The 24967-nt window shown below is 69.7% G+C and carries 26 protein-coding genes and 1 pseudogene; 16 read left to right on the forward strand and 11 right to left on the reverse strand.

Annotated features, from left to right (window positions below):
• Nucleotides 1-3: 3 nt before the first annotated feature.
• From AC3A6X_RS02060 to AC3A6X_RS02095, 8 genes and pseudogenes are all read right to left on the reverse strand, one after another.
• Nucleotides 4-960, reverse strand: a complete 957-nt coding sequence (locus tag AC3A6X_RS02060) for a LysR substrate-binding domain-containing protein (RefSeq protein WP_487840598.1) — start codon at nucleotides 958-960, stop codon at nucleotides 4-6.
• A 10-nt stretch (nucleotides 961-970) separates the two neighbouring features.
• Nucleotides 971-2062, reverse strand: a complete 1092-nt coding sequence (gene apbC, locus AC3A6X_RS02065) for an iron-sulfur cluster carrier protein ApbC (protein WP_487840599.1) — start codon at nucleotides 2060-2062, stop codon at nucleotides 971-973.
• A 77-nt stretch (nucleotides 2063-2139) separates the two neighbouring features.
• A complete protein-coding gene (locus AC3A6X_RS02070; RefSeq protein WP_487840600.1) occupies nucleotides 2140-2613 on the reverse strand; it encodes an RES family NAD+ phosphorylase in 474 nt (157 codons plus the stop codon).
• On the reverse strand, nucleotides 2613-3074 hold the full coding sequence (gene parS, locus AC3A6X_RS02075; protein WP_487840601.1) for a type II RES/Xre toxin-antitoxin system antitoxin: 462 nt from the start codon (nucleotides 3072-3074) through the stop codon (nucleotides 2613-2615). Before parS ends, AC3A6X_RS02070 begins: the two co-directional genes overlap by 1 nt.
• 304 nt (nucleotides 3075-3378) lie before the next feature.
• Nucleotides 3379-4488: pseudogene (locus AC3A6X_RS02080) on the reverse strand (rhodanese-like domain-containing protein); the annotation flags it as partial.
• On the reverse strand, nucleotides 4485-5138 hold the full coding sequence (locus AC3A6X_RS02085) for a cysteine dioxygenase family protein (protein ID WP_487840602.1): 654 nt from the start codon (nucleotides 5136-5138) through the stop codon (nucleotides 4485-4487). The pseudogene AC3A6X_RS02080 and the gene AC3A6X_RS02085, both read right to left, overlap by 4 nt.
• A complete protein-coding gene (locus tag AC3A6X_RS02090) occupies nucleotides 5135-6106 on the reverse strand; it encodes an ABC transporter substrate-binding protein (RefSeq protein ID WP_487840603.1) in 972 nt (323 codons plus the stop codon). Before AC3A6X_RS02090 ends, AC3A6X_RS02085 begins: the two co-directional genes overlap by 4 nt.
• Nucleotides 6103-7314, reverse strand: a complete 1212-nt coding sequence (locus AC3A6X_RS02095) for an acyl-CoA dehydrogenase family protein (RefSeq protein WP_487840604.1) — start codon at nucleotides 7312-7314, stop codon at nucleotides 6103-6105. Before AC3A6X_RS02095 ends, AC3A6X_RS02090 begins: the two co-directional genes overlap by 4 nt.
• A 140-nt stretch (nucleotides 7315-7454) precedes the next feature.
• On the opposite strand from AC3A6X_RS02095, the gene AC3A6X_RS02100 reads away from it, so the two are divergent.
• From AC3A6X_RS02100 to AC3A6X_RS02120, 5 genes are all read left to right on the forward strand, one after another.
• Nucleotides 7455-8474 carry an ABC transporter substrate-binding protein gene (locus AC3A6X_RS02100; protein ID WP_487840605.1) on the forward strand — a complete coding sequence of 340 codons (1020 nt, stop codon included), beginning with the start codon at nucleotides 7455-7457 and terminating at the stop codon, nucleotides 8472-8474.
• Nucleotides 8475-8510: 36 nt separating this feature from the next.
• On the forward strand, nucleotides 8511-9620 hold the full coding sequence (locus AC3A6X_RS02105) for an LLM class flavin-dependent oxidoreductase (protein ID WP_487840606.1): 1110 nt from the start codon (nucleotides 8511-8513) through the stop codon (nucleotides 9618-9620).
• A gap of 98 nt (nucleotides 9621-9718) precedes the next feature.
• Nucleotides 9719-10543, forward strand: coding sequence for a class II aldolase/adducin family protein (locus AC3A6X_RS02110; protein ID WP_487840607.1), 825 nt, complete (start codon nucleotides 9719-9721; stop codon nucleotides 10541-10543).
• Between the two features lie 11 nt (nucleotides 10544-10554).
• Entirely contained in the window at nucleotides 10555-11523 is a 969-nt protein-coding gene (locus AC3A6X_RS02115; RefSeq protein WP_487840608.1) for an ABC transporter substrate-binding protein, read from the forward strand.
• Nucleotides 11524-11653: 130 nt separating this feature from the next.
• Nucleotides 11654-12586: a CysB family HTH-type transcriptional regulator gene (locus tag AC3A6X_RS02120; RefSeq protein WP_487840609.1), complete on the forward strand. Its 933-nt coding sequence runs from the start codon at nucleotides 11654-11656 to the stop codon at nucleotides 12584-12586.
• A gap of 14 nt (nucleotides 12587-12600) precedes the next feature.
• Here AC3A6X_RS02120 and AC3A6X_RS02125 read toward each other — a convergent pair whose 3' ends face one another.
• On the reverse strand, nucleotides 12601-13140 hold the full coding sequence (locus AC3A6X_RS02125; RefSeq protein WP_487840610.1) for a DUF1697 domain-containing protein: 540 nt from the start codon (nucleotides 13138-13140) through the stop codon (nucleotides 12601-12603).
• Nucleotides 13141-13150: 10 nt separating this feature from the next.
• Nucleotides 13151-13828: a YceH family protein gene (locus AC3A6X_RS02130; RefSeq protein WP_487840611.1), complete on the reverse strand. Its 678-nt coding sequence runs from the start codon at nucleotides 13826-13828 to the stop codon at nucleotides 13151-13153.
• A gap of 115 nt (nucleotides 13829-13943) precedes the next feature.
• Here AC3A6X_RS02130 and metG point away from each other — a divergent pair, with 115 nt between their 5' ends.
• Genes metG through AC3A6X_RS02145 form a run of 3 tightly spaced genes read left to right on the forward strand, consistent with a single transcriptional unit; the run spans nucleotide 13944 to nucleotide 17987 of the window.
• Nucleotides 13944-16022: a methionine--tRNA ligase gene (metG, locus tag AC3A6X_RS02135; protein WP_487840612.1), complete on the forward strand. Its 2079-nt coding sequence runs from the start codon at nucleotides 13944-13946 to the stop codon at nucleotides 16020-16022.
• Nucleotides 16023-16049: 27 nt separating this feature from the next.
• Complete coding sequence (locus AC3A6X_RS02140; RefSeq protein WP_487840613.1) at nucleotides 16050-16262, forward strand: hypothetical protein; 213 nt, start codon at nucleotides 16050-16052, stop codon at nucleotides 16260-16262.
• Nucleotides 16263-16313: 51 nt separating this feature from the next.
• Nucleotides 16314-17987 carry a SulP family inorganic anion transporter gene (locus AC3A6X_RS02145; RefSeq protein WP_487840614.1) on the forward strand — a complete coding sequence of 558 codons (1674 nt, stop codon included), beginning with the start codon at nucleotides 16314-16316 and terminating at the stop codon, nucleotides 17985-17987.
• Here the strand turns inward: AC3A6X_RS02145 and AC3A6X_RS02150 are convergent.
• Nucleotides 17984-18493, reverse strand: a complete 510-nt coding sequence (locus AC3A6X_RS02150) for an outer membrane protein assembly factor BamE (RefSeq protein WP_487840615.1) — start codon at nucleotides 18491-18493, stop codon at nucleotides 17984-17986. The genes AC3A6X_RS02145 and AC3A6X_RS02150 overlap by 4 nt on opposite strands.
• A 319-nt stretch (nucleotides 18494-18812) precedes the next feature.
• On the opposite strand from AC3A6X_RS02150, the gene AC3A6X_RS02155 reads away from it, so the two are divergent.
• The 8 genes from AC3A6X_RS02155 to AC3A6X_RS02190 all read left to right on the forward strand — a co-directional run bounded on the left by AC3A6X_RS02155 (nucleotide 18813) and on the right by AC3A6X_RS02190 (nucleotide 24960).
• A complete protein-coding gene (locus AC3A6X_RS02155) occupies nucleotides 18813-19019 on the forward strand; it encodes a DUF3460 family protein (protein WP_309965298.1) in 207 nt (68 codons plus the stop codon).
• A 108-nt stretch (nucleotides 19020-19127) separates the two neighbouring features.
• On the forward strand, nucleotides 19128-19925 hold the full coding sequence (locus AC3A6X_RS02160; protein ID WP_309966208.1) for a segregation and condensation protein A: 798 nt from the start codon (nucleotides 19128-19130) through the stop codon (nucleotides 19923-19925).
• 22 nt (nucleotides 19926-19947) lie between these two features.
• A complete protein-coding gene (nadB, locus tag AC3A6X_RS02165) occupies nucleotides 19948-21534 on the forward strand; it encodes an L-aspartate oxidase (RefSeq protein WP_487840616.1) in 1587 nt (528 codons plus the stop codon).
• Between the two features lie 159 nt (nucleotides 21535-21693).
• The gene (gene panD, locus AC3A6X_RS02170) at nucleotides 21694-22095 is read left to right on the forward strand and encodes an aspartate 1-decarboxylase (protein WP_487840617.1); all 402 of its coding nucleotides are present in this window, start codon (nucleotides 21694-21696) and stop codon (nucleotides 22093-22095) included.
• 73 nt (nucleotides 22096-22168) lie between these two features.
• Nucleotides 22169-23053: a 3-methyl-2-oxobutanoate hydroxymethyltransferase gene (gene panB / locus AC3A6X_RS02175; protein ID WP_487840618.1), complete on the forward strand. Its 885-nt coding sequence runs from the start codon at nucleotides 22169-22171 to the stop codon at nucleotides 23051-23053.
• Nucleotides 23054-23062: 9 nt separating this feature from the next.
• Complete coding sequence (gene panC / locus AC3A6X_RS02180) at nucleotides 23063-23893, forward strand: pantoate--beta-alanine ligase (RefSeq protein WP_487840619.1); 831 nt, start codon at nucleotides 23063-23065, stop codon at nucleotides 23891-23893.
• 7 nt (nucleotides 23894-23900) lie between these two features.
• The gene (gene queE / locus AC3A6X_RS02185; RefSeq protein ID WP_487840620.1) at nucleotides 23901-24539 is read left to right on the forward strand and encodes a 7-carboxy-7-deazaguanine synthase; all 639 of its coding nucleotides are present in this window, start codon (nucleotides 23901-23903) and stop codon (nucleotides 24537-24539) included.
• Between the two features lie 43 nt (nucleotides 24540-24582).
• Nucleotides 24583-24960: a 6-carboxytetrahydropterin synthase gene (locus tag AC3A6X_RS02190; protein WP_487840621.1), complete on the forward strand. Its 378-nt coding sequence runs from the start codon at nucleotides 24583-24585 to the stop codon at nucleotides 24958-24960.
• Nucleotides 24961-24967: the final 7 nt, after the last annotated feature.

The following is a 24967-nucleotide window of genomic DNA, read 5'->3' on the forward strand; positions in this document are numbered from 1 at the left end:
GATTCAAGAAATAAATGATGCGCTGCCACGCAGCGACCCGCTGTGCGCCGCGACTTCCTGCTGCCATTCGGGACTCTGGATCAGCGCCAGCGCCGCCTCCAGGGCGCGCGAGGGCCGCACGGCCGTCTGGGTCATGAAGCCGATGGGCGTGCGCACCTCCGGCGCCACCAGCGGCAGCGCTTCCAGCCCGCCGTGGCTGCGGATGGCATCGACCATGGCGCCGGGCAGCACCGCGCACACCTCTCCGGCGCCGACGCTGAGGGCCAGGGTCAGCACCGAATTGGTCTCTATGGCGGGCGCCACTGAAACGCCCGCCGTCGCGAAGGCCTGGTCGAGGATGGCACGGTTGTGCATTTCGGGCGTCAGCAGGCACAAGGGCAGCCTCCCCGCCTCGGCCCAGCCGACGGGCTCGCCGATTTGCAGCGCCTGCGTATGGGCCGAGCGGCGCACCAGGAAGTAATGCTCGATGCTCTGCGGCCAGGCCGTGAGCTTGACTTCGCGCACGTGCATGCGCTCCGTGTAGCCGAGCGCGATGTCCAGCGACAGGCTCTCCAGCCCGGCCTCGAGCTCGACCGAGCTCATCGACAGCACGGTCGGCGCGATGCCCGGGTGGCGCGCCTGCAACCGCCCGGCGAAGCGCGTGAGGATCGGGATCGCCGTGGGCACCGCAGCCATGCGCAGGCTGCCGCGCGGGTGCGCCTCCTCGCTCTTGAGCAGCTGCTGCAGCACCTCGTTCTCGTGCAGCATGCGGTGCGCGGCGGCCAGCACCGCCTCGCCCTCGTGCGTGAGGCCGGCGTAGGTGCGGCCGCGCTTGACGATCACCACGCCGAACTCGCCTTCCAGCGCCCGCAGCGCGTTCGACAAGGCCGGCTGCGTGATGTAGCAGGCCTGCGCGGCGCGGCCGAAATGGCGGTGCTCGCTCAGCGCGACCAGATAGCGCATCGAGGCGAGCAGGTTCATGCAGGCAGCGTCAAGTGTTCTTGCTGACGGTGATGGTGGGGAACTTGGCCGAGAAATCCTTGGCCTTCTCGGCGATCCCCACGGCGACGCGACGCGCGACGGCCTTGTAGATACCCGCCACCTCGCCGTCGGGATCGGCCACCACCGTCGGCTTGCCGCTGTCGGCCTGCAGCCGGATGTTGATGTCCAGCGGCAGCGCGCCCAGGTAGGCCATGTTGTATTGCTCGGCCATCTTCTTGCCGCCCTCGGCGCCGAAGATGTGCTCCACGTGGCCGCAGTTGGAGCACACGTGAACCGCCATGTTCTCGACGATGCCGAGGATGGGCACGCCCACCTTCTCGAACATCTTGATGCCCTTCCTGGCGTCGAGCAGCGCGATGTCCTGCGGCGTGGTCACGATCACCGCGCCGGTCATCGGCACGCGCTGCGAGAGCGTGAGCTGGATGTCGCCGGTGCCGGGGGGCAGGTCGACGACCAGGTAGTCGAGGTCCTTCCAGTTGGTCTGGCGCAGGAGCTGCTCGAGCGCCTGGGTGGCCATCGGGCCGCGCCAGATCATGGCCTCGTCCTGGTCGACCAGGAAGCCGATGGACATCACCTGCACGCCGTGGTTCTCCAGCGGTTCCATGGTCTTGCCGTCCTCGCTCTCGGGCCGGCGCGAGATGCCCAGCATCATCGGCAGGCTGGGGCCGTAGATGTCGGCATCGAGCAGGCCGACGCTGGCGCCCTCGGCCGCCAGCGCGAGCGCGAGGTTGGCGGCGGTGGTGCTCTTGCCCACGCCGCCCTTGCCCGAGGCCACGGCGATGATGTTCTTGACGTTGGGCATCAGCTGCACGCCGCGCTGCACCGCATGGCTGATCACCTTGGTCGCGATGTTGGCCGAGACGTTCTCCACCCCCGGCACGGCCTTCGCCGCCGCCACCAGCGCCTTGCGCAGCGCCGGCATCTGGCTCTTGGCGGGATAGCCGAGCTCGACGTCGAAGGACACATCGCCCTCGTGGATCTGGAGGTTCTTCAGCGCCTTGGTGCTGACGAAGTCCTTGCCCGTGTTGGGGTCGAGGACGGTCTTGAGCGCTTCGGTGAGCGCCTGGGGTGTAACGGTCATGGGGGCTCCTGATGGCCGGTAGTCTAGTGCGGCGCGGGGGACAGGCCCTGGAGCTGCGGCTTGACCCCACGCACGCATCACCGACCCAGGCGCTGATCGAAGAACCAGGGCCTGAGCTTGGTCGCCACGATCCTGCCGGCGTCCGGATGCCGCGGATTCACGAGGATGTTGAACTCTTCCGGAACGATCACCGAGGGGACCAGCAGCAAGGCCGAGCCCAGGCCGGAAAGCCACTTGTCGCCCGCCTCCACGGAGACCTTGCCCTCGGGGATCGCGCTCCAGCCCACGGGCAGCGCTTGCGGCGGCCATTCCTCGCGCGCGGCCCAGACCTTGTCGGGCACGTCGATGGCGACCAGGAAACGGTTCAGCGGAAAGTCGGGCAAGGCCAGATGCACCACGGTTTCCAGGCACGCGAGCGCCACCGAGCCGGAGCCGTAGACGACCGGGCTGCCTTCCCGGTTCCAGCGCCCACCGGTCTTCTCGGCGCCTTTGCCGCTCAGGTCGTCGGCGGTGTATTCGCGGGTGTCGGCAGCGATGCGCCAGATGCGCATCAGGAGTACGCGCCCGAGACGGCGCGGTTCAGCAGGTTCGACACCAGGGCCTGGCCCTCGGCCGTATCCATGAGCTCGCCGGGCTTGCGTCCGCCCAGCGCGCCCACGGGCCTGGCGAGCCATTGAGCCACCCATTCGGCGGCATTGAATCCGGTGGGGTCGCCGGACTCCTCGATCATGGCCTGCGCCTGGCCCACCAGCCTGGCCATGCCCAGCACGCGCGAGGACTCGTCGCTGGACAGGGCCTTGCCCTCCCGCAGCTTGCGATCGATGGTGGCCCGGGGCAGCCCCAGCGTCTGGAAGAGCTTGTCCTTGCTGATGCCCATGGCGTTGGCCACGGCCAGCGCCACCTGCGCAGGCACGCCAGCCTTGACGAGCTCGATGCGCTCCAGCGGGTCGTAGCGGAACACCGTTTCGAAGTACCTGCTGCCGCCAGTGCTCTTGGAGACATAGGCGTTCATTTGCTTCTCGCGCACGTGCAGGGGCTGCACTGGCTCGGCAGCTTTGCTGTACCGAAGCCGGCTTGGCCGCTTGGGTTTCGCCGTGCCGGCGGGTTTGCTCGTCGTCGCCATATCCGCTCCTTTGAGCAGATATTATTGCTCAAAGGAGCGGATGATAAGCTCGCGGCTAGACAACCTTGAATCGATGGGTTCCGTCGCGCCCCAGCTGCGCGACCAGCCCGAACTCCCAGTCCAAATAGGCCTGCATCGCCTCGGCCGGCGCATCGGTGCCTTCGTAGGGCCGGCGGTAGCGACCCGTGGCCGGCGTGGCGGGCTGCGGTGCCGGCGCGGCACCGCGCTCGCTGTAGGCCGCCGCCGGCTGCGGCGCGAGCACGTAGACCTCCCAGCCCATCTGCGCCAGCCACGAAGCCGTCATCGGCGCGCGAACGCCATCGTCGTCCGTCAGCACGATGCGGGCGCCGCGCACCGGCACGCTGTGATCGGTCTCCTGCACCAGCTGCCCGCCCGGCGCGCTCGCGAAGCCGGGCAGATGGCCGGCGTCGTATTCCTCGGGCGTGCGCACGTCGAAGCGATAGAGCGTGCGGCCCGGCACCTCGAGCCTGACGAGCCCCTCCGCGTCGACCCATTGCGCGCCGGCGCGGCGCGCCACTGCTTCGGCAGCAGCGCGGGCCTTCACGCGATTCGCCTCGCCGGCTTCGGGCGCACGGCGGGACGCCCCGTGGTCCAGCGCCTGCCCCGCCAGCTTCCAGCCGATGGTCCCGTTGCGCAGCGCCGCCACCGGGTTGGGAATGCCCGCGTTCACCAGCGACTGGGTGCCGATGATGCTGCGTGTGCGGCCCGCGCAGTTGACGATCACGCGCGTGGCCGGATCGGGCGCCAGCTCGCGCACGCGCAGCACCAGCTCGGCGCCGGGGACGCTGGTCGCGCCGGGAATGCTCATGGTCTGGTACTCGTCGAAGCGGCGCGCGTCGAGCACCACCACGTTGGCCTTCGCGTCGATCAGCGCCTTCACCTCCTCGGCGGGCAGCGAAGGCGTATGCCGCTCATGCTCGACCAGTTCGCCGAAGGCCTTGCTCGGCACGTTGACGTCGCGGAACAGCTCGCCGCCGGCTTGCCGCCAGCCCTCCAGGCCGCCTTCGAGCCGGTGGACGCGCGTGTAGCCCAGCGCCGCCAGGCGCTCGGCCCCGAGCGGCGCCAGGTCCGCGCCCTCGTCCTCACCGTAGAGCACGATCAGCGTATCGCGCCGCGGAATGCGGCGCCAGGCGTCGAGCGCGAGGCGCGCCAGCGGCAGGTTGGCGGCCCACAGCGGATGGGCTTGCGCGAAGGGGTCTTCCTCGCGCAGATCGAGCAAGGCGATCTCGTCGCCCGCGAGCAGGTGAGCGCGCACGGCGGCGGCGCAGAGCGTGTCGGTCATGAAGCGAGAAGTTCGGCGGAACGGTCCCAGAGGTTGGGCAGTTGCATGTTCGAGTAGCCGGAGACGAAAGGCTTGCGCCCGCCGCCGGACGGGTAAGTATGGCGCCGCACCGCGCCGATGTTGGCGCCGTAGACATGGATGCTGATCGACACCCGGTCGTCGTAGGCGTTGTGCACGCGGTGCACGTCGCCGATGGCGGGCGACACGGCCTCCACATCGCCCGGGGCCAGCCACATCGGTTCCCCCCCAGGACGCAGCGCGCCGTCGCGCTCGCGGTAGGCCTGGCTGTACTCGGCGCCGCGCAGCACGCCGATCAGGCCCCACACCGTGTGGTCATGCACCGGCGTGGCCTGCCCCGGCCCCCAGACGAAGCTGACGACCGAGAAGCGCTCGGTCGAATCGGCATGCAGCAGGAACTGCTGGTAGCGCTCGGGATGCGGCCGGGCATAGGCATCGGGCAGCCAGTTGTCCAGGGCGACCAGGCGGCGCAGCAGTGCACCGCCCTCCTCCAGGATGCGCGGCTCGTCGGGACGGGCGTCGAGCAGATGGCCGAAATCGATCACGAACTCGCGCAGCGGCGCCAGCCGGCTCTTTGGAGCTTCGCCTTCGGCTGCGGTGCGAGCGCCTTCGGGCGGCCGTGCGGCGCTCATGCAGCCGCTCTCCAGACCTGCGTGTCGGTGATGGCACGCACATCCACCCGCAGCGGCAGGATGCCGTCGCGGGCCGAGCGGTCCGCCACGGCCTGCAGCGCGACGATGTCGGCCTCGTTGACCGGCCTTCCCGCCACCGCGGCGCGGGCAGTGATGGTGCGCGCGGTGTCGAGCGGCAGCCGCGTGAGCTCGGCATAGACCTTGGCGTAGGCCTCGGCGTTGGCCTGGGCCCATTCGCCCGCGCGGCCCAGGCGTTGCAGGAAATCGGCGATGGCCGCGCGCTTGCCGGCATCGGCCAGCGCGGGCTCGCTGGCGGTGATGAAGGCCAGCGCGGTGTTGATGCCGCGGCCGTCGCGCAGGATGCGCGCGCCCTGCTGCAGCGCGATCGCGTAGTAGGGGTCGAAGATGGCCCAGGCGTCGATCTGCCGCGAGGCGAAGGCGGCCGCGGCGTCGGTGGGCAGTACGAAGCGCAGGTTGGCCTCCTCGCGCTTCAGGCCCGCCTCTTCGAGCGCGCCGTAGAGCTGGTACTGCGAAATGCTGCCGCGCGCCGAGGAGACGACCACGCTCTGCCCGCGCAGGTCCGCGACGCGGCGCAGCGGCGAGTCCGGCTGCACCACGATGCCCAGCGACTCGGGCTTGCCGACGCGAGTGGCGACGATCTTCAGCGGCGTCTTGCCGACGGCGGCGGCCAGCACCGGCAGGTCCCCGGCGATCGCCGTGTCGACGGCCGCGCTGCGCTGCGCCTCGAACAGCGGCGCCGCGCCCTGGAAGTTGGCCCAGCGGTAGGCGAAGGGAGCGCCTTCGAGGGCGCGCGAGGCTTCGAAGAGTGCACGCAGGCCGCCGGCCTGGTCGCCGAGCACCAGCGAGGTGTTCAGCGGCACCCGGCCCTGCGCCGGCGCAAGGCTGCTCACGAAGCCTCCGAGCGCCAGGGCCGCACTCTGCTTCAAGCACAGACGGCGCCCGTTCATGCTGCACTCCCCAGCGCCGCCTTGCCCGCAGCCACCAGGATCGCGTCGTTCTGCGGCGTGTGGATGCGGCTGCACAGCACGTCCCGGTAGTGCCGCTCCAGCGGGTTCTGGCGCGCGAGCCCGTGGTTGCCGGTGAGCTGCAGCGCGAGCTCGACTGCGCGGATCGCATTCGCGGTCACGCTGTACTTCAGCAGGCCGCTGTCGCTCGCCGCCGGCACCCGCCCCGCGTCGACCTGGGCTGCTGCGTCGTCGAGCAGCACGCGGTTGCTGCGCAGCAGGGCCTCGATCTCGCCGACATGCTCCTGCACCCGCGGCAGGGCCGCGAGCGAAGTGCCCAGCGAGCTCGGCGCGCGCCGGTTCAGGAAGCCCAGCAGCCAGTCGCGCGCGGCCCGCGCCACCGCGTCGTAGAGCGTGCCCAGCAGCACCACCATCCAGGCCTGCTGCGTGGCATGGGCGTCGATGTCGGTCTGGCTGCCGGCATCGGGCGCCCATTCGGCCGGCGCGCGCAGGTCCACCGCATGGTCCAGCGGGATCGCGACCTGCTCGAACAACACCTCGTGGCTGCCCGAGGCGCGCAGCCCCAGGTGGTCCCAGCTCGCCACCACGCGGATGCCGGCCGCGCTGCGCGGCACCAGGAAGAAGCCGGTGCGCGGCGCTTCATCGTCGGTGCGGGCCCACACGGCCAGCCAGGTCAGGCCCTCGATGCCGGTGGTGTAGAGCTTGTGGCCGTCGAGCTTCCATTCGCCGCCCTCGCGCCGCGCCACGGTGGCCGGCAAGCCACCGCGCGCGGGCGAGCCCAGCCCCGGCTCCACGCGCAGGGCGTTGATCAGCGCGCCTTCGCGCACCGTGTCGCGCAGCACGCGATCGCGCAGATGCGCCGGCCAGCGGCTGTCGCTGCGGCCGATCGCATGCTGCTGCAGCCAGCCCATGGCGAGGATCAGCGCCGTCGCCGGCTCGCCCCAGGCCACGGCCCCGAGCACGCGCCGCGCCGCTGCCAGCGAGGCGCCGCCGCCGCCCTGCGCGCGGGGCGCGACCAGGCCGATCAGGCCGTGCGCCTGCAGCTCGATGAAGTTCTCGCGCGGAAAGGCGCCGCTCTTGTCGTGATCGGCCGCGCTCTGGGCGAACAGCCGGGCCAGGCGCGCGAGCAGCGCGGTATCGGAGGCGGGGTCGGGGTCGGCCGGCAGGCGGCGCAGGGCATGCGAACTCATGGGCCGGGACCTTAAGGCCCGCCCCCGCACACACGGAAGGACGAATCCCGCATATCCAAACTCGCATTCCTGCGTTCGCAATCGGCGCGCCGCGCCTTAGCGTCGGGCCCTCCCCAACCAGCGAGGAAAGCGCGAACGCCATGACATCGACAGCAGAAAGCGGCCCGGCAAGCTGGTCGCGCCGGCAATGGCTGCAGGCCGCCGGCGCGGCCGCGGCCCTCGGTGCCGCGGGCCCGCGGGCCAAGGCCGCGACGCCCCCCGGTCTCTCCGGCCTCACGCTGCGCATCGGCACCTACAAGGGCCTCTGGCGTCCGCTCATCGAGGCTTCGGGAGAAGGCAAGACGCCCTACCGCATCGACTGGCGCGAACTCAACAACGGCGTGCTGCACATCGAGGCGATCCAGGGCGATGCGCTGGACCTCGGCTCGGGCAGCGAGATACCGGCCCTCTTCGCGGCGCGGCAGAAGGCGCCGGTGCGCTTCGTCGCCGTGATCCACGAGGACCTCAACAACCAGGCGACGCTGGCGCGCAAGGACGCGCCGATCCGCGGCATCGCCGACTTCAAGGGCCGGCGCGTGGGCTACGTGCGGGCGACGACCTCGCACTACTACCTGAGCAAGCAGCTGGCCGAGGTCGGCCTGTCCTTCAACGACATCCAGGCGGTCAACCTGAGTCCGGCCGATGGCCTCTCGGCCTTTGCGCGCGGCGACCTCGATGCCTGGGCCATCTACGGCTACAACGGCCAGCTGGCCCGCACCCGGTACGGGGCGCGCATCCTCAAGACCGGCAAGGGCTACCTCTCGGGCAACTTCCCCGTCTACGCCAACCCGCGCGCAGTGGACGACCCGCTGCGCCATGCCGCCCTCACCGATTTCCTGTTGCGCCTGCAGCGCGCCTATGCCTGGGCCAACGGCAACTACCTGGCCTACGCCAAGGCGCAGTCGGCCGAAACGCGGGTGCCGGTGGGCGACCTGATCGAGCTCTTCAACGGCCGCAGCAACGACTACGCGCTGGGGCCCGTCACCAACGCCGCGCTGCGCAGCCACCAGGAGGTGGCCGACACCTTCCTGAAGCTGGGCGTGCTCGACGGCCCGGCCGAGGTGGCGCCGCTGTGGGACCGCAGCTTCGGCGCGGCACTGGCGCGCGGCAACCCCGCCTGAGCCCTTCTTCTTTTTTTCGTTTGCAAGGAAGCCTCCATGAGCGACAGCGACATCGAATTCATCGGCATGATCCAGGCCCAGAAGGTCTCGGAGATCCATCCCGCGCGCGGCCCCGCGATCGACCGCGACTACGTGCGCGCCTTCGCGCAGGCGCACGAGGCGGCCGGCTTCGACCGCGTGCTGGTGCCGCACCACTCGGTGAGCCCCGACGCCACGCTGACCGTGGCCTACGCGGCCTCCGTCACCGAGCGCATCCACTTCATGCTGGCGCACCGCCCCGGCTTCGTGGCGCCCACGCTGGCGGCACGCCAGTTCGCCTCGCTCGACCAGTTCAGCGGCGGGCGCCTGGCCGTGCACTACATCTCGGGGGGCTCCGACGATGAGCAGAAGCGCGACGGCGACTGGCTGGACCACGACCAGCGCTATGCACGCACCGACGAATACCTGGACGTGCTGCGCAAGGTCTGGACCCACGACAAGCCTTTCGACCACGAGGGCGCGCACTACCGTTTCCAGGGCGCCTTCTCGGAGGTGAAGCCGCTGCAGACACAGAACGGGCGGCCGCACGTGCCGGTGTATTTCGGCGGCGCCTCGGCGGCTGCGATCCCGGTGGCCGGCAAGCACGCCGATGTCTATGCGCTGTGGGGCGAGTCGCTGGACCAGGCGCGCGAGCTCACCGGCCGCGTGCGCGCGGAGGCGGCGAAGCACGGCCGCAGCGTGCGCTTCTCGGTCTCCTTCCGCCCCATCCTGGCCGACACTGAAGAGAAGGCCTGGGCGCGCGCCGACGCGATCCTGGTCGAGACCCGCCGCCTGCGCGTGGTGCAGGGCTACAGCCGCGGCGGCCCGCTGCAGAGCGAAGGCGCGCGGCGCCTGCTGGCCGCGGCCGAGCAAGGCACGCGCCTCGACAAGCGACTGTGGACCGCGATCGCGCAGGAGACCGGCGGGCGCTCCAACAGCACGGCGCTGGTGGGCACGCCCGAACAGGTGGCCGAGGCGCTGCTGGACTACCACGCGCTCGGCGTGACCACCTTCCTGATCCGCGGCTTCGATCCGCTGGAGGACGCGATCGATTACGGCCGCGAGCTGATTCCGCGCACGCGCGAGCTGGTGACGCAGCGGATCGCCGCGCAACGCAAGGCCGCCTGATCCCTTCGATGCATCCCCGTGCCAGGAAGAAACAACGCATGAGTGCCGCCCGGCCGCCCGAAGGCGCTCGCACCGCAGCCGAAGGCGAAGGTATCCCAATGAGTGCCGTCCTCACCCTCGACCGGCCGCCGCATACCCGGCTGCCGCTGAATCCGAATCCCCAGCAGAAATACTGGTTCGACCCACCCGCGCCGCGCACCAGCATCGAGGCCGAGCGCCGCCACCGCCAGGAGCGCCTGGCGGGCGCCTTCCGCCTGTTCGCACGCTTCGGCTTCGCGCAGGGGCTCGCGGGCCACATCACGGCACGCGACCCCGAGCTGACGGACCACTTCTGGGTCAACCCGCTGGGCGTGCACTTCTCGCGCATCAAGGTCTCGGACCTGCTGCTGGTCAACGCCAGGGGCGAGACCGTGATCGGCGAGCGGCCGCTCAACAAGGCGGCCTTCGCGATCCACGCGGCGATCCACGAATACAACCCGAAGATCATCGCCGCCGCGCACACGCACTCGACCTACGGCAAGGCCTGGTCCACGCTCGGCCGCAAGCTCGACACGCTCACGCAGGACAGCTGCGTGTTCCACGAAGACCACGCCCTCTTCGACGACTTCACCGGGATGGTGGTGGACGAGAGCGAGGGCCTGCGCATCGCCAGGGCGCTGGGCGATCGCAAGGGTGCGATCCTCAAGAACCACGGCATCCTGAGCGCCGGCCCCACGGTCGAGGCCGCGGCCTGGTGGTACATCGCGCTCGACAACGCCTGCCACACGCAGCTGCTCGCCGAGGCGGCCGGCCAGCCGCAGCCGATCGACGAAGCCGTCGCGCGCCACACCCTCGGCCAGATCGGTGGGCCCGAGGGCGCGCTGCATGCCTTCGAGAGCCTCTACGAAGGGCTGGTCGAGGCCGAGCCCGAGCTTCTTCTCTAGGGACTTCACGCATGACCAACGACTTTTCTGCGCTTTCGCGTCGCCGCTTCGCCGCAGGTGCCTTCGCCGGTGCCGCGAGCCTGGCACTGCCGGCCGCTGCGCTGCGCGCCCAGTCGCGCCCCGTGCTCAAGGCCGGCGACCAGAAGGGCGGCCTGCGCGCGCTGCTCGAAGCGGCCGGCGGCCTCGAAGGCCTCGGCTACGACATCCAGTGGTCCGAGTTCCCCGCCGCGGCGCCGCTGGCCGAGGCGCTCAATGCGCAGGCCGTGGACTCGGGCCCGATCGGCGACGCGCCCCTGGTCTTCGCGCTGGCCGCGGGTACCAAGGTCAAGGCCATCGGCGCCAACCGCTCCGACTCCTACGGCACGGCCGTGCTGGTGCGCACCGATTCGCCGCTGAAGAGCGCGGCCGATCTCAAGGGCAGGAGCGTGGCCACCAACCGTGGCTCGATCGGCCACTACATCACGCTCAAGGCCATCACCGCGGCCGGCCTCCAGCCCGAGGACGTGAACCTGCGCTTCCTCGCGCCGGCCGACGCCAAGCTCGCGCTGACGCAGGGCTCGGTCGATGCCTGGGCCACCTGGGAACCGTACACCGCGCTGGCCGAGACCAGCGGCCACGCGCGCGTGCTGGCCAGCGGCCGCGGCCTGCTGCCAGGCCTGAGCTACCTCGCCGCCACCGACGCGGCCATCGCCGCCAAGCGGCCGCTGCTGCAGGACTTCCTGCAGCGCGTGGTGCGTGCGCAGCGCTGGTCCTATCGAAACGTCGATGCCTTCTCGGCCACGCTGGCCCGCATCATCGGCATCCCGCCCGATGCCGCGAAGCTGCAGTTCGAGCGGCGCCAGCAGAAGTGGGTACCCATCGATGCGAAGGTGATCGCCGACCAGCAGGGCACGGCGGACTTCTACCGCCAGGTCGGGCTCATCAAGCAGCCGCTGGACGTGCGCGGGACCTTCGACCTGGGCTTCTCCGCGCAAGGCTGAAGAGGACTGATGAAGATTCCAAAGATGAGTTGATTATTTGGAATCAACAATTCGGTCGTTCCTCGATCCGATACCGCTGGTGACAATGGCCCGCCACGCCCTCTCGGGCGCCGACTCCCGTTGCAGCATCATGAATTTTCAACAACTGCGCTCGGTGCGCGAAGCCGTGCGCCGCGGATTCAACCTCACCGAGGTCGCCCACACCCTCCACACCTCCCAGCCCGGCGTGAGCCGGCAGATCCGCGAGCTCGAGGAAGAGCTGGGCATCGAGCTCTTCGTGCGCGCCGGCAAGCGCCTCACGGGGCTCACCGAGCCCGGCGGCCATGTGTTGCCGATCATCGAACGCATGCTGCTGGAGAGCAGCAACCTGCGGCAGGCGGGCCAGGAATTCGTCGCGCGGCAGAGCGGCCTGCTGTCGGTGGCGGCCACGCATTCGCAGGCGCGCTACGCGCTGCCGGTGGCAGTGCAGGAGTTCCGCGGCCGCTTCCCCGAGGTCAAGCTGCACCTGCACCAGGGCTCGCCCAAGCAGATCGCCCAGATGCTGCTGGACGGCGATGCCGATGTCGGCATCGCGACCGAGGCGCTGGCCGACTATGCCCAGCTGGTGGCCCTGCCCTGCTACCGCTGGACGCATTCGGTGATCGTGCCGCCGGGGCATGCGCTGCTCGACGGCCCGCTCACGCTGGAGGCGCTCGCGCGGCATCCGCTGATCACCTACGACAACGGCTTCACCGGCCGCAACCGGATCGACCACGCCTTCGAGTCGCAGGGCCTGGCGCCCCACATCGTGCTGACCGCGATGGATGCCGACGTGATCAAGACCTACGTGCAGCTGGGCATGGGCGTGGGCATCGTGGCCGGCATCGCCTACGAGGCCGAGCGCGACACCCAGCTGCGCGCGCTCGACGCCGGGCCGCTGTTCGGCATCAACCACACCAAGCTGGCGGTGCGCCGCGGCAGCTACCTGCGCGGCTATGTGCATGCCTTCATCGAGTCCTTCGCGCCGACGCTGACGCGCGAGGTGGTCGAGCAGGCGCTGGCTTCGGAGGCCAGTGACGGCTGAGCGAAGCGCCGGCTTCAGGCGTGCTTGTCGACCAGCCGCACCACCGTGTTCCAGGCCCGCGTGCTCGCCGGCGTCTCCAGCAGCCTTTCCAGCAAAGCATTGGGGCTGCCCGGCGTGTTGCCGACCACGCGGGAGATGCTGAAGACCTCGTCCTCGGTGGCGCTCAGCAGTTCGACGTCCTCGCGCTTGGAGACCAACGGCAGCGCTGGCAGTGCCGGATGCTTCGCGTCCAGAAAGGTGATGCAGACCTCGTAGACGCTCTCCCGATCCACGCGCGCGAAGGGGTCGAGGGCGACCAGCCCTGCCAACCGATCGACGCTGCGCAGGAAGCCCGGCTCGCGCAGGCCGCATTCGGCCGCCATCGTCTGCGAGGCCTGGGCCAGCACCTTGCGCGCCAGGGTCTTGTTGCGCGCCTCGAAGACCAGCGTGCCGTTGGTCAGGAAGGAGGCGGCCGACTCGGCGCCGGCCCCCAGGAAGGCGGCTTCGAACTGCACCCGGGTGGGGCAGCGCGGTCGGCCCAGATTGAGGTTGCGGAAGAAGACCGCGTGCTTCATGCGCGGGGCTTCAGGCCTGGTCCGCGATGCCCAGCTCCGAACAGATGCGGGCAGTCAGCGCCTTGAGGGCCGCGACCTCGGCCTCGAGCCGGGCGACGTTGAGCTTCAGGGCCGCCACCTCGCCGAGCGACGCATCGCCGCCGCGGCCCGCCGGCGCTGCCGCCGCCTCCAGCATCTGCTCCGACGGCGGGCCGGAGAGCAGGTGCATCCAGCGGTTCTCGCGCGCCCCCGGCAGCCGACCCAGCTTCACGACCAGCGCGCCGGCGGGCCGCTCGGCCAGCTCGTCGAGGAAGGCCTCGACCGAGGAGATGTCGGCGAAGTTGTGCATGCGCTCGCTGGCGATGCGCAGCTCGCCGGCGGTCTGCGGGCCGCGCAGCATCAGCACGGTCAGCAGGATGGTGGACTGGGAGGGCACGCGCAGCACGCGTTCGACGTTGTGCTCGTAGCGCGAGACGCGCCCGCCGCTCGACTCCATGACCAGGCTGTAGCCCTTGAGGCTGTCCAGCGCAGCCTGGGCATCGGTCTCGGACAGCTCCATCAGCGGGTTGCGGCTGGTCTTCTGGTTGCAGCCGGCCACCAGGGTGTTGAGCGTCAGCGGGTAGCTGTCGGGCACGGTGCGCTGTTTCTCGGCGAGCACGCCGAGCACGCGGGTTTCGATGGCGGACAGGATCGGCAGGGCGGAGGTCATGGCAGCGACTCGAAAGGGGGGCCAAAGTGTAAGCGCCGGGCGCCGCCTAAAATGCCCCTCCCCGCCGGCCGCACGGCCGCGGCTTTCGTTCCGATCCCCCAGAAAGCGCCCCTCGATGTCCCAGCGCAAGCTCTTCGTCACCACCGCCCTGCCGTATGCCAACGGCAAGTTCCACGTCGGCCACATCATGGAATACATCCAGGCCGACATCTGGGTGCGGTTCCAGCGCATGCAGGGCCACATGGTGCATTTCGTGGGGGCCGACGACGCGCACGGCGCGCCGATCATGATCGCGGCCGAGAAGGCCGGCAAGACACCGCAGGAATTCGTCGGCGAGATTGCGGCCGGCCGCAAGGAATACCTCGACGGCTTCCACATCCGCTTCGACAACTGGCATTCGACCGACAGCGCCGAGAACACCGAGCTGGCCCAGGGCATCTACAAGCGGCTCAAGGCGGGCGGCATGATCGCCACGCGCACCATCGAGCAGTTCTACGACCCGGTCAAGGGCATGTTCCTGCCCGACCGCTACATCAAGGGCGAATGCCCGGTGTGCCACGCCAAGGACCAGTACGGCGACTCCTGCGAGGTGTGCAGCAGCGTGTACGCGCCCACCGAGCTGATCAGCCCCTACTCCACGCTGACGGGCGCGGCGCCCGAGCTGCGCAGCTCCGAGCACTTCTTCTTCAAGCTCTCCGACCCGAAGGTGGTCGACTTCCTCAAGGGCTGGACGCAGGACGGCAAGCTGCAGCCCGAGATGGCGAAGAAGGCCAGCGAATGGTTCGAGGCCGGGATGGCCGACTGGGACATCTCGCGCGAGGCGCCGTACTTCGGCATCGAGATCCCGGACGCGCCGGGCAAGTACTTCTACGTCTGGCTGGACGCGCCCATCGGCTATCTCGCCAGCCTGAAGAATCATTTCGACAAGGGCCAGGCCGCGCAGCACTGGCACGCGCCGTCGCAGACCCGGCAAAGCTTCGACGAGTTCGTGGCCGACCCCGCGGTGGAGCAGGTGCACTTCATCGGCAAGGACATCGTCTACTTCCACACGCTGTTCTGGCCCGCGATGCTGCAGTTCAGCGAGCGCAAGACGCCCAGCCAGGTGAACGTGCACGGCTTCATCACCGTCTCGGGCGAGAAGATGAGCAAGAGCCGCGGCACCGGCATCGACCCGCTCAAGTACCTCTCGATCGGCATGAACCCCGAGTGGCTGCGCTACTACATCGCCGCCAAGCTCAATGCCAAGGTGGAAGACGTCGACTTCAACCCCGACGACTTCATCGCCCGCGTGAACGCCGACCTGATCGGCAAGTACATCAACATCGCGAGCCGGGCGGCCGGCTTCATCGCCAAGCGCTTCGGCGGCAAGCTGGGCATCGTGAGCGCCGATGGTGCGACGCTGCTGGCGACGCTGCAGGAAGCGGCACGGCCGCTGGCCGCGCTGTACGACGGGCGCGACTTCGCGCGTGCCTTGCGCGAGATCATGGCGCTGGCCGACAAGGTCAACGAGTACGTGGACCAGAACAAACCCTGGGAGCTGGCCAAGCAGGCCGACATGGAGGCGCGCCTGCACGACGTGTGCACCACCTGCATCGAGGCCTTCCGCCTGATGACCATCTACCTGAAGCCGGTGCTGCCCGCGCTGGCGGCGCAGGTCGAGGGCTTCCTGCGCAGCGAGCCGCTGGTGTTCGCCGATGCGGCGCGGCTGCTCGGCGAAGGCCATGCGATCGCCGAGTACAGGCACCTGATGCAGCGCGTCGATGTCAAGCAGATCGACCAGCTGTTCGAACCGCCAGAGCCCGCGCCCGAAGCCGCCGCTGCCACCGCCCTTCCGGGCGGCGAAGGCATCGCGCCCACGATCACCATCGACGACTTCGCCAAGATCGACCTGCGCATCGCGCAGATCGTGGCCTGCCAGAAGGTCGAGGGCTCCACCAAGCTGCTGCACCTGACGCTGGACGCCGGCGAGGGCCGCACGCGCAACGTGTTCTCCGGCATTGCCTCGGCCTATGAACCCGAGCAACTGGTGGGCAAGCTCACCGTGCTGGTCGCCAACCTGGCGCCGCGAAAGATGAAGTTCGGCGTTTCCGAAGGCATGGTGCTGGCTGCCAGCCATGCCGACGAGAAGGCCGAACCCGGCATCTACGTGCTCGAGCCCGGGCCTGGCGCCAAGCCCGGGATGCGGGTACGCTGACGCGCCGCCACTATTCGGGATCCATCGATGATGAAACGCACCGCCCTGGCCGCCGCCCTCGCCCTCGTCCTGGCCCTGCCGCTGAGCGGCTGCGCCGTGGTCACGGTTGCCGGCACCGCGGTGAGCGTCACCGCCGGTGCCGTGGGCCTGGCGGCCGATGCGGCGATCGGCACTGCGCGCATCACAGGCAAGGCGGTGGGCGCCGCGGCCGATGCGGTGCTGCCCGGCGACGACAAATGACCGGCTCGCCTCCGACAACAGGCCACTGGAAGGCGCGTCCACAATAGCGCCATGAGTTCGCCCCTGCCGATCGCACGCTTCCGCCCCCGATTGATCGACGCGCTGGCGGGCTACGACAGACAGCGCTTTCTCAAGGACCTCGGCGCCGGGGTCACGGTGGGCATCGTCGCGCTGCCGCTGGCGATGGCCTTCGCGATCGCCTCCGGGCTCAAGCCCGAGGCCGGCATCTGGACCGCGATCATCGCCGGCTTCCTGATCTCCGCCCTGGGCGGCTCCGCGGTGCAGATCGGCGGGCCGGCCGGCGCCTTCATCGTGATCGTCTACGGCATCGTCGAGCGCTACGGCGTGGCCAACCTGCTGATCGCCACCGCCTGCGCCGGCGTCCTGCTGTTCCTGATGGGGCTGTTCCGGCTCGGCAGCCTGGTGCGCTATGTGCCGGTGTCGATCGTGATCGGCTTCACCAACGGCATCGCCATGCTGATCCTGATCTCCCAGATCAAGGACTGGCTGGGCCTGGCGATTCCGAAGATGCCGGCCGACATGTTCTCGCAGCTGCACACGCTGGCCCTCCACCTCGACACCTTCAACCCCTATGCCTTCGGGCTCGGCCTGGCCTGCCTCGCCGGCCTCTTCGTGTGGCCGAAGCTGCTGCATGACAAGACGCGCTTCGGCTATGCGGTGCATCTGGTGCTGGGGAGGATGGCCGAGCTGCGCGCAGTGCGCGCCGGCTCCCGCGTGCCGGGGCCGATCGTCGCGCTGGTCACGCTCACGCTGGTGTCCTGGGGCTTCAACCTGCCGGTGGAAACCATCGGCACGCGCTTCGGCGGCATTCCCGAAGGTGTGGCGAGCTTTGCCCTGCCCGAGTTTTCTTGGGAGACGGTCAAGCAGCTGGTGACGCCCACCCTCACCATCGCGCTGCTCGGCGCGATCGAGTCGCTGCTGTGCGCGCGCGTGGCCGACCAGGCCAGCGGCCAGCCGCGCCACGATCCGAACCAGGAGCTGATGGCGCAGGGCGTCGCCAACCTGGTCACGCCTTTCTTCGGCGGCATGCCGGCCACCGGCACCATCGCGCGCACCGTGACCAATGTGCGCGCCGGCGCAAACTCGCCCGTCGCGGGCATGGTGCACGCCATCACGCTGCTGGTGGTGGTGCTGCTGGCCGCACCGCTCGCGCAGCATGTGCCGCTGGCGGTGCTGGCCGGCATCCTGGTCTTCGTGGGCTGGAACATGGGCGAGTGGCGCGAGTTCTCGCCCTACATGCTGCGCCGCTTCAGCCGCCACTACCGGCTGCTGATGCTGGGCACCTTCTTCCTCACTGTGGTGTTCGACCTCACGGTGGCGGTGCAGGCGGGCATCGTGCTGGCGTGTGCGCTGTTCGTGCGCCGCATGAGCCAGCTCTTCAGCATCGAAATGGTCTCGCTGCAACCGCCGGAGCTGACCTTCAAGCTCTACGGCGCCCTCTTCTTCGGCGCCGCCGCCAAGCTGGACCCGACGGTGCAGGCCATCGAGCGGGCGCCGCGCGGCATGACGGTGGTGCTCGATGCGATGCACCTGATCTCGCTCGACGCCACCGGGCTGGACGCCCTGCGCCAGGTGCACAGGGCGGTGCTGGCGCGTGGCGGCGTGCTGCGCTTCGAGTCGGTGCAGGCGCAGCCGCTCGAGGTGATGGAGCGCTCGGGCTTCGTGGAAGAGCTGCGGACGGGCGCGCCCGCAGCGGCCGATTAGTTGGCGTTCGCCTCGGTGCTGCGATCGGGCGAGGAGCCCGCACTCACCACCCGCTGATCGTCGTTCAACGTGGCGATGAACACCATCGGCGAGTTCGGCGGCTGTACCCAGCGCCATTCCCAGGCGGTCTCGTTCTTGAGCGGATAGGGCGTGCGCCGCGCCGGCTTGCCCAGCAGCTTGCGCAGGTCTTCCATTGCCATGCCCGGCTGCACCTTGGCGAAATTCGCGGGTGTCAGCACCTGCCGCAGCGCGGCCATCTTGCCATCGGGCCCGATGGTGATCATGTAGTTCTTCTGGCCCTGCGGCTGGCGGTTGTATTCGAACACGCGGCCGGCGGGCGAGTCCCAGATGTTCTCGGGCTCGCCGAAGCGCGCGCGCACGTCGGCTTCGGTCGAGACGCCCTCTTCCAGCTCGCTGATGCGCTTCGGATCGCAGCCCGCCAGCCAGAGCCCGGCGGCCAGCAAGGCGGCCACCGCGCTCCTGCGCCCGATTCGTCGTTGCACCATTCGACCCCCTTCAGTTCAAACAGGGGTCGAGTCTATGCGTTCAGTTTTGCGCAAAGCAGTACAACAAGCCGCCACCGCCGGTCGATTTGAGCGCATCCATGCCGCAGCCCCGCGGGGGATGCGAGGCGTTCCAGGACTTCATCGGCGGGCTGTCGTTGAGCCCGATGCGATCGTGATGGCCGACAACGGCCGAGCCCTCGCCGGAGCAGCCACGCGACCCCAGGCTCCGGCCTCAACAAGAAGGAATCCACCCGTGCCCGGCCTTCGGGGATTCGGCCCCGGTAAAATTCGCCACCAACGGTCCACCGGTCCAAACGCCATGTCCATCTTCGCCCGCCCCCACTACACCTCGGAAATCACCGGCTTCATCGAGGAGATGAAGCAGAAGAAGCCAACGCTCGAAGCCGAGCAGCGCGCCGGCCGCGCCCTGCTGTGGGACAAGCATCTCGACCGCGGCGCGCTCGAGGAGTACCGGGAAGCCCGGGTGCCGCAGCAGCCCTACGTCTACCAGACGCGCGTCAAGTAAGTGCCCATCCGGCCCGTTGCAACCCACCGGGATGCGAGCGCGAGCGAGGAAGCCAGCGCCGCCGGGCCCGAGATCGTCGTGGACGAGGACGCGCGGCCGATCGCCGCCATGCCCGAGGTGATCGACCAGGTCGCGCTGGCCCGGCTCTACGGCGAGCCGCTGTTCGCGCTGCCGAACGACCTCTACATCCCGCCCGAGGCGCTGCAGGTCTTTCTCGAGGCCTTCGAAGGGCCGCTGGACCTGCTGCTCTACCTGATCCGCAAGCAGAACTTCAACATCCTCGACATCCCGATGGCGGGGCTGACGCGCCAGTACCTGGCCTATGTCGACCAGGTGCGCCAGACCAATCTCGAGCTGGCGGCCGAGTACCTGCTGATGGCGGCGATGTTGATCGAGATCAAGTCGCGCATGCTCCTGCCGCCCAAGAAGACGGCCGAGGGCGATGAGGTCGAGGATCCGCGCGCCGAGCTGGTGCGCCGCCTGCTCGAATACGAACAGGCCAAGCTGCAGGCCGCCTCGCTCAGCGCCATGCCGCAGGCCGGGCGCGATTTCTGGAAGGCGCAGGTCTACATCGAGCAATCGCTCAAGCCGCGCTTTCCCGACGTGAACGTGGTCGACCTGCGCGACGCCTGGGCCGACATCCTGCGCCGCGCCAAGCTCGTGCAGCACCACAAGATCTCGCGCGAGGAGCTCAGCGTGCGCGAGCACATGAGCATCGTGCTGCGCCACCTGCAAGGCCGGCAGTTCGTCGAGTTCGAGAAGCTGTTCGACGTCAGCCGCGGCACGCCGGTGTTGATCGTCACCTTCATCGCGATGCTCGAGCTGGCGAAAGAGACGCTGATCGACATCACGCAGGCCGAGGCCTTCGCGCCCATCTACGTCCGGCTGGCCTACGCGCCGGCCTGAGTTCGCCACCTTCCGCTCTCCCATGGCATCCCACGATTTCGACGTTCTCATCGTCGGCAGCGGGCTCGCCGGCCTCAGCGCCGCGCTGCACCTCGCGCCCACGCACCGCGTGGCGGTGATCACCAAGCGGGCGCTGGCCGACGGCGCCAGCCAGTGGGCGCAGGGCGGGATCGCCGCGGTGCTCGGCGAGGACGACAGCCTGCAGTCCCATGTGGACGACACGCTGGTCGCCGGTGCCGGCCTCTGCGACCTGGCGGCCACCCGCTTCGTCGTGGAGCATGCGCCCGAGGCGATCGCCTGGCTGCGCAAGCTCGGCGTGCCCTTCTCGCTCGAAAACGGCGAGCTGCATCTCACGCGCGAGGGCGGCCACAGCCAGCGCCGCATCGCCCATGTCACCGATGCCACCGGCGCCGCCGTGCAGCGCACGCTGATCGACACCGTGCGCCGCACGCCCAACGTCACGCTGTTCGAGCAGCACACGCTGGTGGACCTGATCACCGGCAACAAGCTGGGCCTGAAGGACCCGGCCTGCCTGGGCCTCTATGCGCTCGACGAGGCCACCGACGAGGTGCTCACCTTCCGCGCGCCCCACACGATCCTGGCCACCGGCGGCGCCGGCAAGGTCTACCTCTACACCACCAACCCCGACACGGCCACCGGCGACGGCATCGCCGCGGCCTGGCGCGCGGGCTGCCGGGTGGCGAACATGGAGTTCATCCAGTTCCATCCGACCTGCCTGTACCACCCGCATGCCAAGTCCTTCCTGATCAGCGAGGCGGTACGGGGCGAAGGCGGCCTGCTCAAGCTGCCCGATTCGGCGGGGGGCACCCGCTTCATGGCCGCTCACGACGAGCGCGCCGAGCTCGCCCCGCGCGACGTGGTGGCGCGCGCCATCGACTTCGAGATGAAGAAGCACGGGCTGGACTGCGTCCACCTGGACATCTCGCACCAGAGCCCGGCCTTCCTGCACGAGCATTTCCCCAACATCCTGGCGCGCTGCGCGGAGCTGGGCATCGACATCACGCACGATCCGATCCCGGTGGTGCCGGCGGCACACTACACCTGCGGCGGCGTGCTCACCGACCTCGCGGGCCGCACCGACGTACCGGGCCTGCACGCCATCGGCGAGACCGCCTGCACCGGGCTGCACGGCGCCAACCGGCTGGCCAGCAACTCGCTGCTGGAATGCATGGTGTTCGCGCGCGCCGCGGCGCGCGCGATCGCCGAAGCGCCGGCCCGTGCCGATGCCGCGCTGCCGGCCTGGGACGACAGCCGCGTCACCGACGCCGACGAGACGGTGGTCATCTCGCACAACTGGGACGAGCTGCGCCGCTTCATGTGGGACTACGTGGGCATCGTGCGCACCAACAAGCGGCTGGAGCGCGCGGCCCACCGCATCGCGCTGCTGGAGCGCGAGATCCAGGAGTTCTACGCCCATTTCCACGTCACGCGCGACCTGCTCGAGCTGCGCAACCTGGTGCAGGTGGCCGAGCTCATCGTGCGTTCGGCGCAGGCGCGGCGCGAGAGCCGCGGGCTGCACTTCAGCCGCGACTACCCTTCGCTCGCCGCGCCCGCGGCGGCGACCATCCTGGTGCCTCCGGCAGGCTGAGCTGGCGGCTTCACAGGCGAGCGCAAAGTTCCTGGCCGGAATTTTTCTTTGAATGGTTCTCCACTAGCATTCGTCGCTTTTTCCCGCCATTGCCCGCCACCCCCCCGCCTCCTGGCCATCTGCGGGATCCTCCCCACCCACCTCTTCTCCTCATCCCCCATGTTCCGTACCCTGCTCAAGTCCAAGATCCATCGCGCAACCGTTACCGATTGCGAACTGCACTACGAGGGCTCCTGCGCCATCGACGAAGACCTGCTGGAAGCCGCCAACCTGGCCGAGAACGAGCAGATCCACGTCTGGAACATCAACAACGGCGAGCGCTTCGTGACCTACGCGATCCGCGGCCAGCGCGGCAGCGGCATCATCTCGCTCAACGGCTCGGCCGCGCGCCGGGCTTCGGTGGGCGACCTGGTCATCATCGCGGCCTTCGGGCTGGTCCCGGAAGACCAGGTGCGCGGCCACCAGCCGAAGCTGGTGTTCATGGACGAAGCCAACCGCATCAAGGAAGAGCGCGCGCATATCCCGGTGCAGGCCGCCTCGGGCGAAGCCCTTCCCGCCTGAGCGCGCTCGCGCGGCGCCTTGCCGCGTCCTACCCCCCGACCCGGCCTACGGCCGATAACGGAGAAGCCCGACCATGCCATCCACGCCTGCCGCCAACGCGGCCACGCCCTACGGCACCCTGCCGCCCGCCTCGGCGCCCGCCCAGCGCAAGCCGCTGAGCCTGCCGCGCCTGGCCGACATGCACGCGCGCGGCGAGAAGATCACCATGCTGACCGCCTACGACGCCACCTTCGCCGCGATGGCCGACGCGGCCGGCGTCGAATGCATCCTGGTCGGCGATTCGCTCGGCATGGTCTGCCAGGGCCTGCACAGCACGGTGGGCGTGACGCTGGAAACCATGCGCTACCACACCGAGAGCGTGTTCCGCGGACTGCACCGCGTGCAGGGCACGGCCTGGCTGATCGCCGACCTGCCCTTCGGCAGCTACCACGAGTCGCGCGAGCAAGCGCTGCGCAGCGCCTCGGTGCTGATGCAAGCCGGCGCCCACATGGTCAAGCTGGAAGGCGGCGGCTGGACCACCGACACCGTACGCTTCCTGGTCGAGCGCGGCATTCCGGTCTGCGCTCACCTGGGCCTCACGCCGCAAACGGTGCACGCGCTGGGCGGCTACCGCGTGCAGGGCAAGGGCGACGAGGCCGCGGCCCGGCTCAAGCGCGAGGCCCACGCCTTGCAGGATGCGGGCGCGGCGATGCTGGTGCTGGAGATGGTGCCGGCCGCGCTGGCGGCGCAGCTCACCGGCGAGCTGGAGCATTGCGCCACCATCGGCATCGGTGCCGGCCGCGGCACCGCCGGCCAGGTGCTGGTGCTGCACGACATGCTGGGCATGAACCTCGGCAAGATGGCGAAGTTCGTGCGCAACTTCATGCAAGGCGCCGACGGCATCGCGCCGGCCATCGAGGCCTATGTGCGCGCGGTGAAGGACGGCAGCTTTCCCGACGACCGGCTCCACGCCTGGTAGGAACCTCCCATGCACATCGCACGCACCCTTCCCGAACTGCGCGAATTCCTCGGGCGCTACAGCCGCCCCGCCTTCGTCCCCACGATGGGCAACCTGCATGAAGGCCACCTGGCGCTCGTGCAGCAGGCCAAGCCGCTGGGCGACGTCACGGTGGCCAGCATCTTCGTCAACCGCCTGCAGTTCCTGCCGCACGAGGACTTCGACACCTACCCGCGCACCTGGGACAGCGACTGCGAGAAGCTGCGCTCGGTGGGCTGCGACCTGCTGTTCGCGCCCGACGAGAAGACGCTCTACCCCGAGCCTCAGACCTGCAAGGTGCATCCCGATCCGGCGCTCGCCGACATCCTCGAAGGTCATTTCCGGCCCGGCTTCTTCGTCGGCGTGTGCACCGTGGTGATGAAGCTCTTCGGCTGCGTGCAGCCGCGCTTTGCGATGTTCGGCAAGAAGGACTACCAGCAGCTCATGACGATCCGCCACATGGTGCGGCAGTTCGCGCTGCCCATCGAGATCGTCGGCAGCGAGACGCGGCGCGCGGAGGACGGCCTGGCGCTGTCCTCGCGCAACGGCTACCTGGGCGAAGCGGAACGGGCCGAGGCCGTGCAGCTGTCGAAGGCCTTGCGCGCCATGGCCGATGCGGTGCGCTCGGGCGAGCGCGATCTCGCGGCGATCGAGGCGCGTGCGATGCGTGCGCTGGAAGCGCGTGGCTGGCAACCCGACTACATGGTGCTGCGCCGCCGCGCCGACCTGCAGGCACCGGCGGCCGGCGAGCCATTGGTGGCGCTCGCGGCGGCCCGGCTCGGCAAGACGCGGCTGATCGACAACCTGGAAATCGACGCCTGACTTCCGGATGAGCTACAGCGTCAAGGAAATCTTCTACACCCTGCAAGGCGAAGGCGGGCAGGCCGGCATGCCCGCCGTGTTCTGCCGCTTTGCCGGCTGCAACCTGTGGAGCGGCCGCGAGCAGGACCGCGACAGCGCCGTCTGCCGCTTCTGCGACACCGATTTCGTGGGCACGGACGGCACGCTGGGCGGCAAGTTCGCGAGCGCCGGGTCGCTCGCCGACATCATCGCCGCGCAGTGGCCGGCCGGGGACGCCGAGCACCGGCTGGTGGTGCTCACCGGCGGCGAGCCGCTGCTGCAGGTGGACGCCGACCTGATCGCCGCGCTGCACGCGCGCCGCTTCCGGATCGCGGTGGAGAGCAACGGCACCATCGCCGCGCCCGAGGGCATCGACTGGCTGTGCATCAGCCCGAAGGCCGGCGCGCCCTGGGTCCAGCGCAGCGGGCAGGAGCTCAAGGTCGTCTGGCCGCAGCCCGGCCTCGAACTCGACGCACTGGAGGCGCAAGGGCAGTTTGCACACCGCTTCCTGCAGCCGATGGACGGCCCGGCCCAGTCCGAGCACACGGCGCTGTGCATCGACACCTGCATGCGCCGGCCCGGCTGGCGGCTGAGCCTGCAAACTCACAAGCTGACCGGCATCCGCTGAAGCTCACCCCCGGGGCGGCGCGCAGCGCCCCCACCTGTATCCGATGCCCACACAGCAACTCACCCTCAGCCAACGCTTCTTCTTCGACGCCGCCCACACGCTGCGGCGCGAGATCGAGTCCGAAGGCAGCCGCCGCATCCACGGCCATACCTACCATGCGGAGGTCTCGGTCCGCGGCCCGCTCGATCCCGCCACCGGCATGGTCATCGACCTCGGCCTGCTGCGCGAACGCCTGCAGGCAGTGCGCGCGCAGCTCGACCATCATTTGCTCGACGACGTACCGGGCCTGGGCATCCCGACGCTGGAGAACCTCTGCCTGTTCATCTCCCGTGCGCTGGCCGACCTGCAGCCGCCGCCTTCGCGGGTGCGCGTCTGGCGCGATGCGCTGGGCGACGCGTGCCTGCTCGAGCTCGGCGCCTGAGGCCCGA

The organism is Variovorax sp. Soil_C_12, from assembly GCF_057657375.1.

What these genes read in the sequence shown, in the direction of transcription:
- AC3A6X_RS02060 (WP_487840598.1), bottom strand. Translation starts at nt 960, where the DNA reads ATGAACCTGCTCGCCTCGATGCGCTATCTGGTCGCGCTGAGCGAGCAC.
- apbC (WP_487840599.1), bottom strand. Translation starts at nt 2,062, where the DNA reads ATGACCGTTACACCCCAGGCGCTCACCGAAGCGCTCAAGACCGTCCTC.
- AC3A6X_RS02070 (WP_487840600.1), bottom strand. Translation starts at nt 2,613, where the DNA reads ATGCGCATCTGGCGCATCGCTGCCGACACCCGCGAATACACCGCCGAC.
- parS (WP_487840601.1), bottom strand. Translation starts at nt 3,074, where the DNA reads ATGAACGCCTATGTCTCCAAGAGCACTGGCGGCAGCAGGTACTTCGAA.
- AC3A6X_RS02085 (WP_487840602.1), bottom strand. Translation starts at nt 5,138, where the DNA reads ATGAGCGCCGCACGGCCGCCCGAAGGCGCTCGCACCGCAGCCGAAGGC.
- AC3A6X_RS02090 (WP_487840603.1), bottom strand. Translation starts at nt 6,106, where the DNA reads ATGAACGGGCGCCGTCTGTGCTTGAAGCAGAGTGCGGCCCTGGCGCTC.
- AC3A6X_RS02095 (WP_487840604.1), bottom strand. Translation starts at nt 7,314, where the DNA reads ATGAGTTCGCATGCCCTGCGCCGCCTGCCGGCCGACCCCGACCCCGCC.
- AC3A6X_RS02100 (WP_487840605.1), top strand. Translation starts at nt 7,455, where the DNA reads ATGACATCGACAGCAGAAAGCGGCCCGGCAAGCTGGTCGCGCCGGCAA.
- AC3A6X_RS02105 (WP_487840606.1), top strand. Translation starts at nt 8,511, where the DNA reads ATGAGCGACAGCGACATCGAATTCATCGGCATGATCCAGGCCCAGAAG.
- AC3A6X_RS02110 (WP_487840607.1), top strand. Translation starts at nt 9,719, where the DNA reads ATGAGTGCCGTCCTCACCCTCGACCGGCCGCCGCATACCCGGCTGCCG.
- AC3A6X_RS02115 (WP_487840608.1), top strand. Translation starts at nt 10,555, where the DNA reads ATGACCAACGACTTTTCTGCGCTTTCGCGTCGCCGCTTCGCCGCAGGT.
- AC3A6X_RS02120 (WP_487840609.1), top strand. Translation starts at nt 11,654, where the DNA reads ATGAATTTTCAACAACTGCGCTCGGTGCGCGAAGCCGTGCGCCGCGGA.
- AC3A6X_RS02125 (WP_487840610.1), bottom strand. Translation starts at nt 13,140, where the DNA reads ATGAAGCACGCGGTCTTCTTCCGCAACCTCAATCTGGGCCGACCGCGC.
- AC3A6X_RS02130 (WP_487840611.1), bottom strand. Translation starts at nt 13,828, where the DNA reads ATGACCTCCGCCCTGCCGATCCTGTCCGCCATCGAAACCCGCGTGCTC.
- metG (WP_487840612.1), top strand. Translation starts at nt 13,944, where the DNA reads ATGTCCCAGCGCAAGCTCTTCGTCACCACCGCCCTGCCGTATGCCAAC.
- AC3A6X_RS02140 (WP_487840613.1), top strand. Translation starts at nt 16,050, where the DNA reads ATGATGAAACGCACCGCCCTGGCCGCCGCCCTCGCCCTCGTCCTGGCC.
- AC3A6X_RS02145 (WP_487840614.1), top strand. Translation starts at nt 16,314, where the DNA reads ATGAGTTCGCCCCTGCCGATCGCACGCTTCCGCCCCCGATTGATCGAC.
- AC3A6X_RS02150 (WP_487840615.1), bottom strand. Translation starts at nt 18,493, where the DNA reads ATGGTGCAACGACGAATCGGGCGCAGGAGCGCGGTGGCCGCCTTGCTG.
- AC3A6X_RS02155 (WP_309965298.1), top strand. Translation starts at nt 18,813, where the DNA reads ATGTCCATCTTCGCCCGCCCCCACTACACCTCGGAAATCACCGGCTTC.
- AC3A6X_RS02160 (WP_309966208.1), top strand. Translation starts at nt 19,128, where the DNA reads ATGCCCGAGGTGATCGACCAGGTCGCGCTGGCCCGGCTCTACGGCGAG.
- nadB (WP_487840616.1), top strand. Translation starts at nt 19,948, where the DNA reads ATGGCATCCCACGATTTCGACGTTCTCATCGTCGGCAGCGGGCTCGCC.
- panD (WP_487840617.1), top strand. Translation starts at nt 21,694, where the DNA reads ATGTTCCGTACCCTGCTCAAGTCCAAGATCCATCGCGCAACCGTTACC.
- panB (WP_487840618.1), top strand. Translation starts at nt 22,169, where the DNA reads ATGCCATCCACGCCTGCCGCCAACGCGGCCACGCCCTACGGCACCCTG.
- panC (WP_487840619.1), top strand. Translation starts at nt 23,063, where the DNA reads ATGCACATCGCACGCACCCTTCCCGAACTGCGCGAATTCCTCGGGCGC.
- queE (WP_487840620.1), top strand. Translation starts at nt 23,901, where the DNA reads ATGAGCTACAGCGTCAAGGAAATCTTCTACACCCTGCAAGGCGAAGGC.
- AC3A6X_RS02190 (WP_487840621.1), top strand. Translation starts at nt 24,583, where the DNA reads ATGCCCACACAGCAACTCACCCTCAGCCAACGCTTCTTCTTCGACGCC.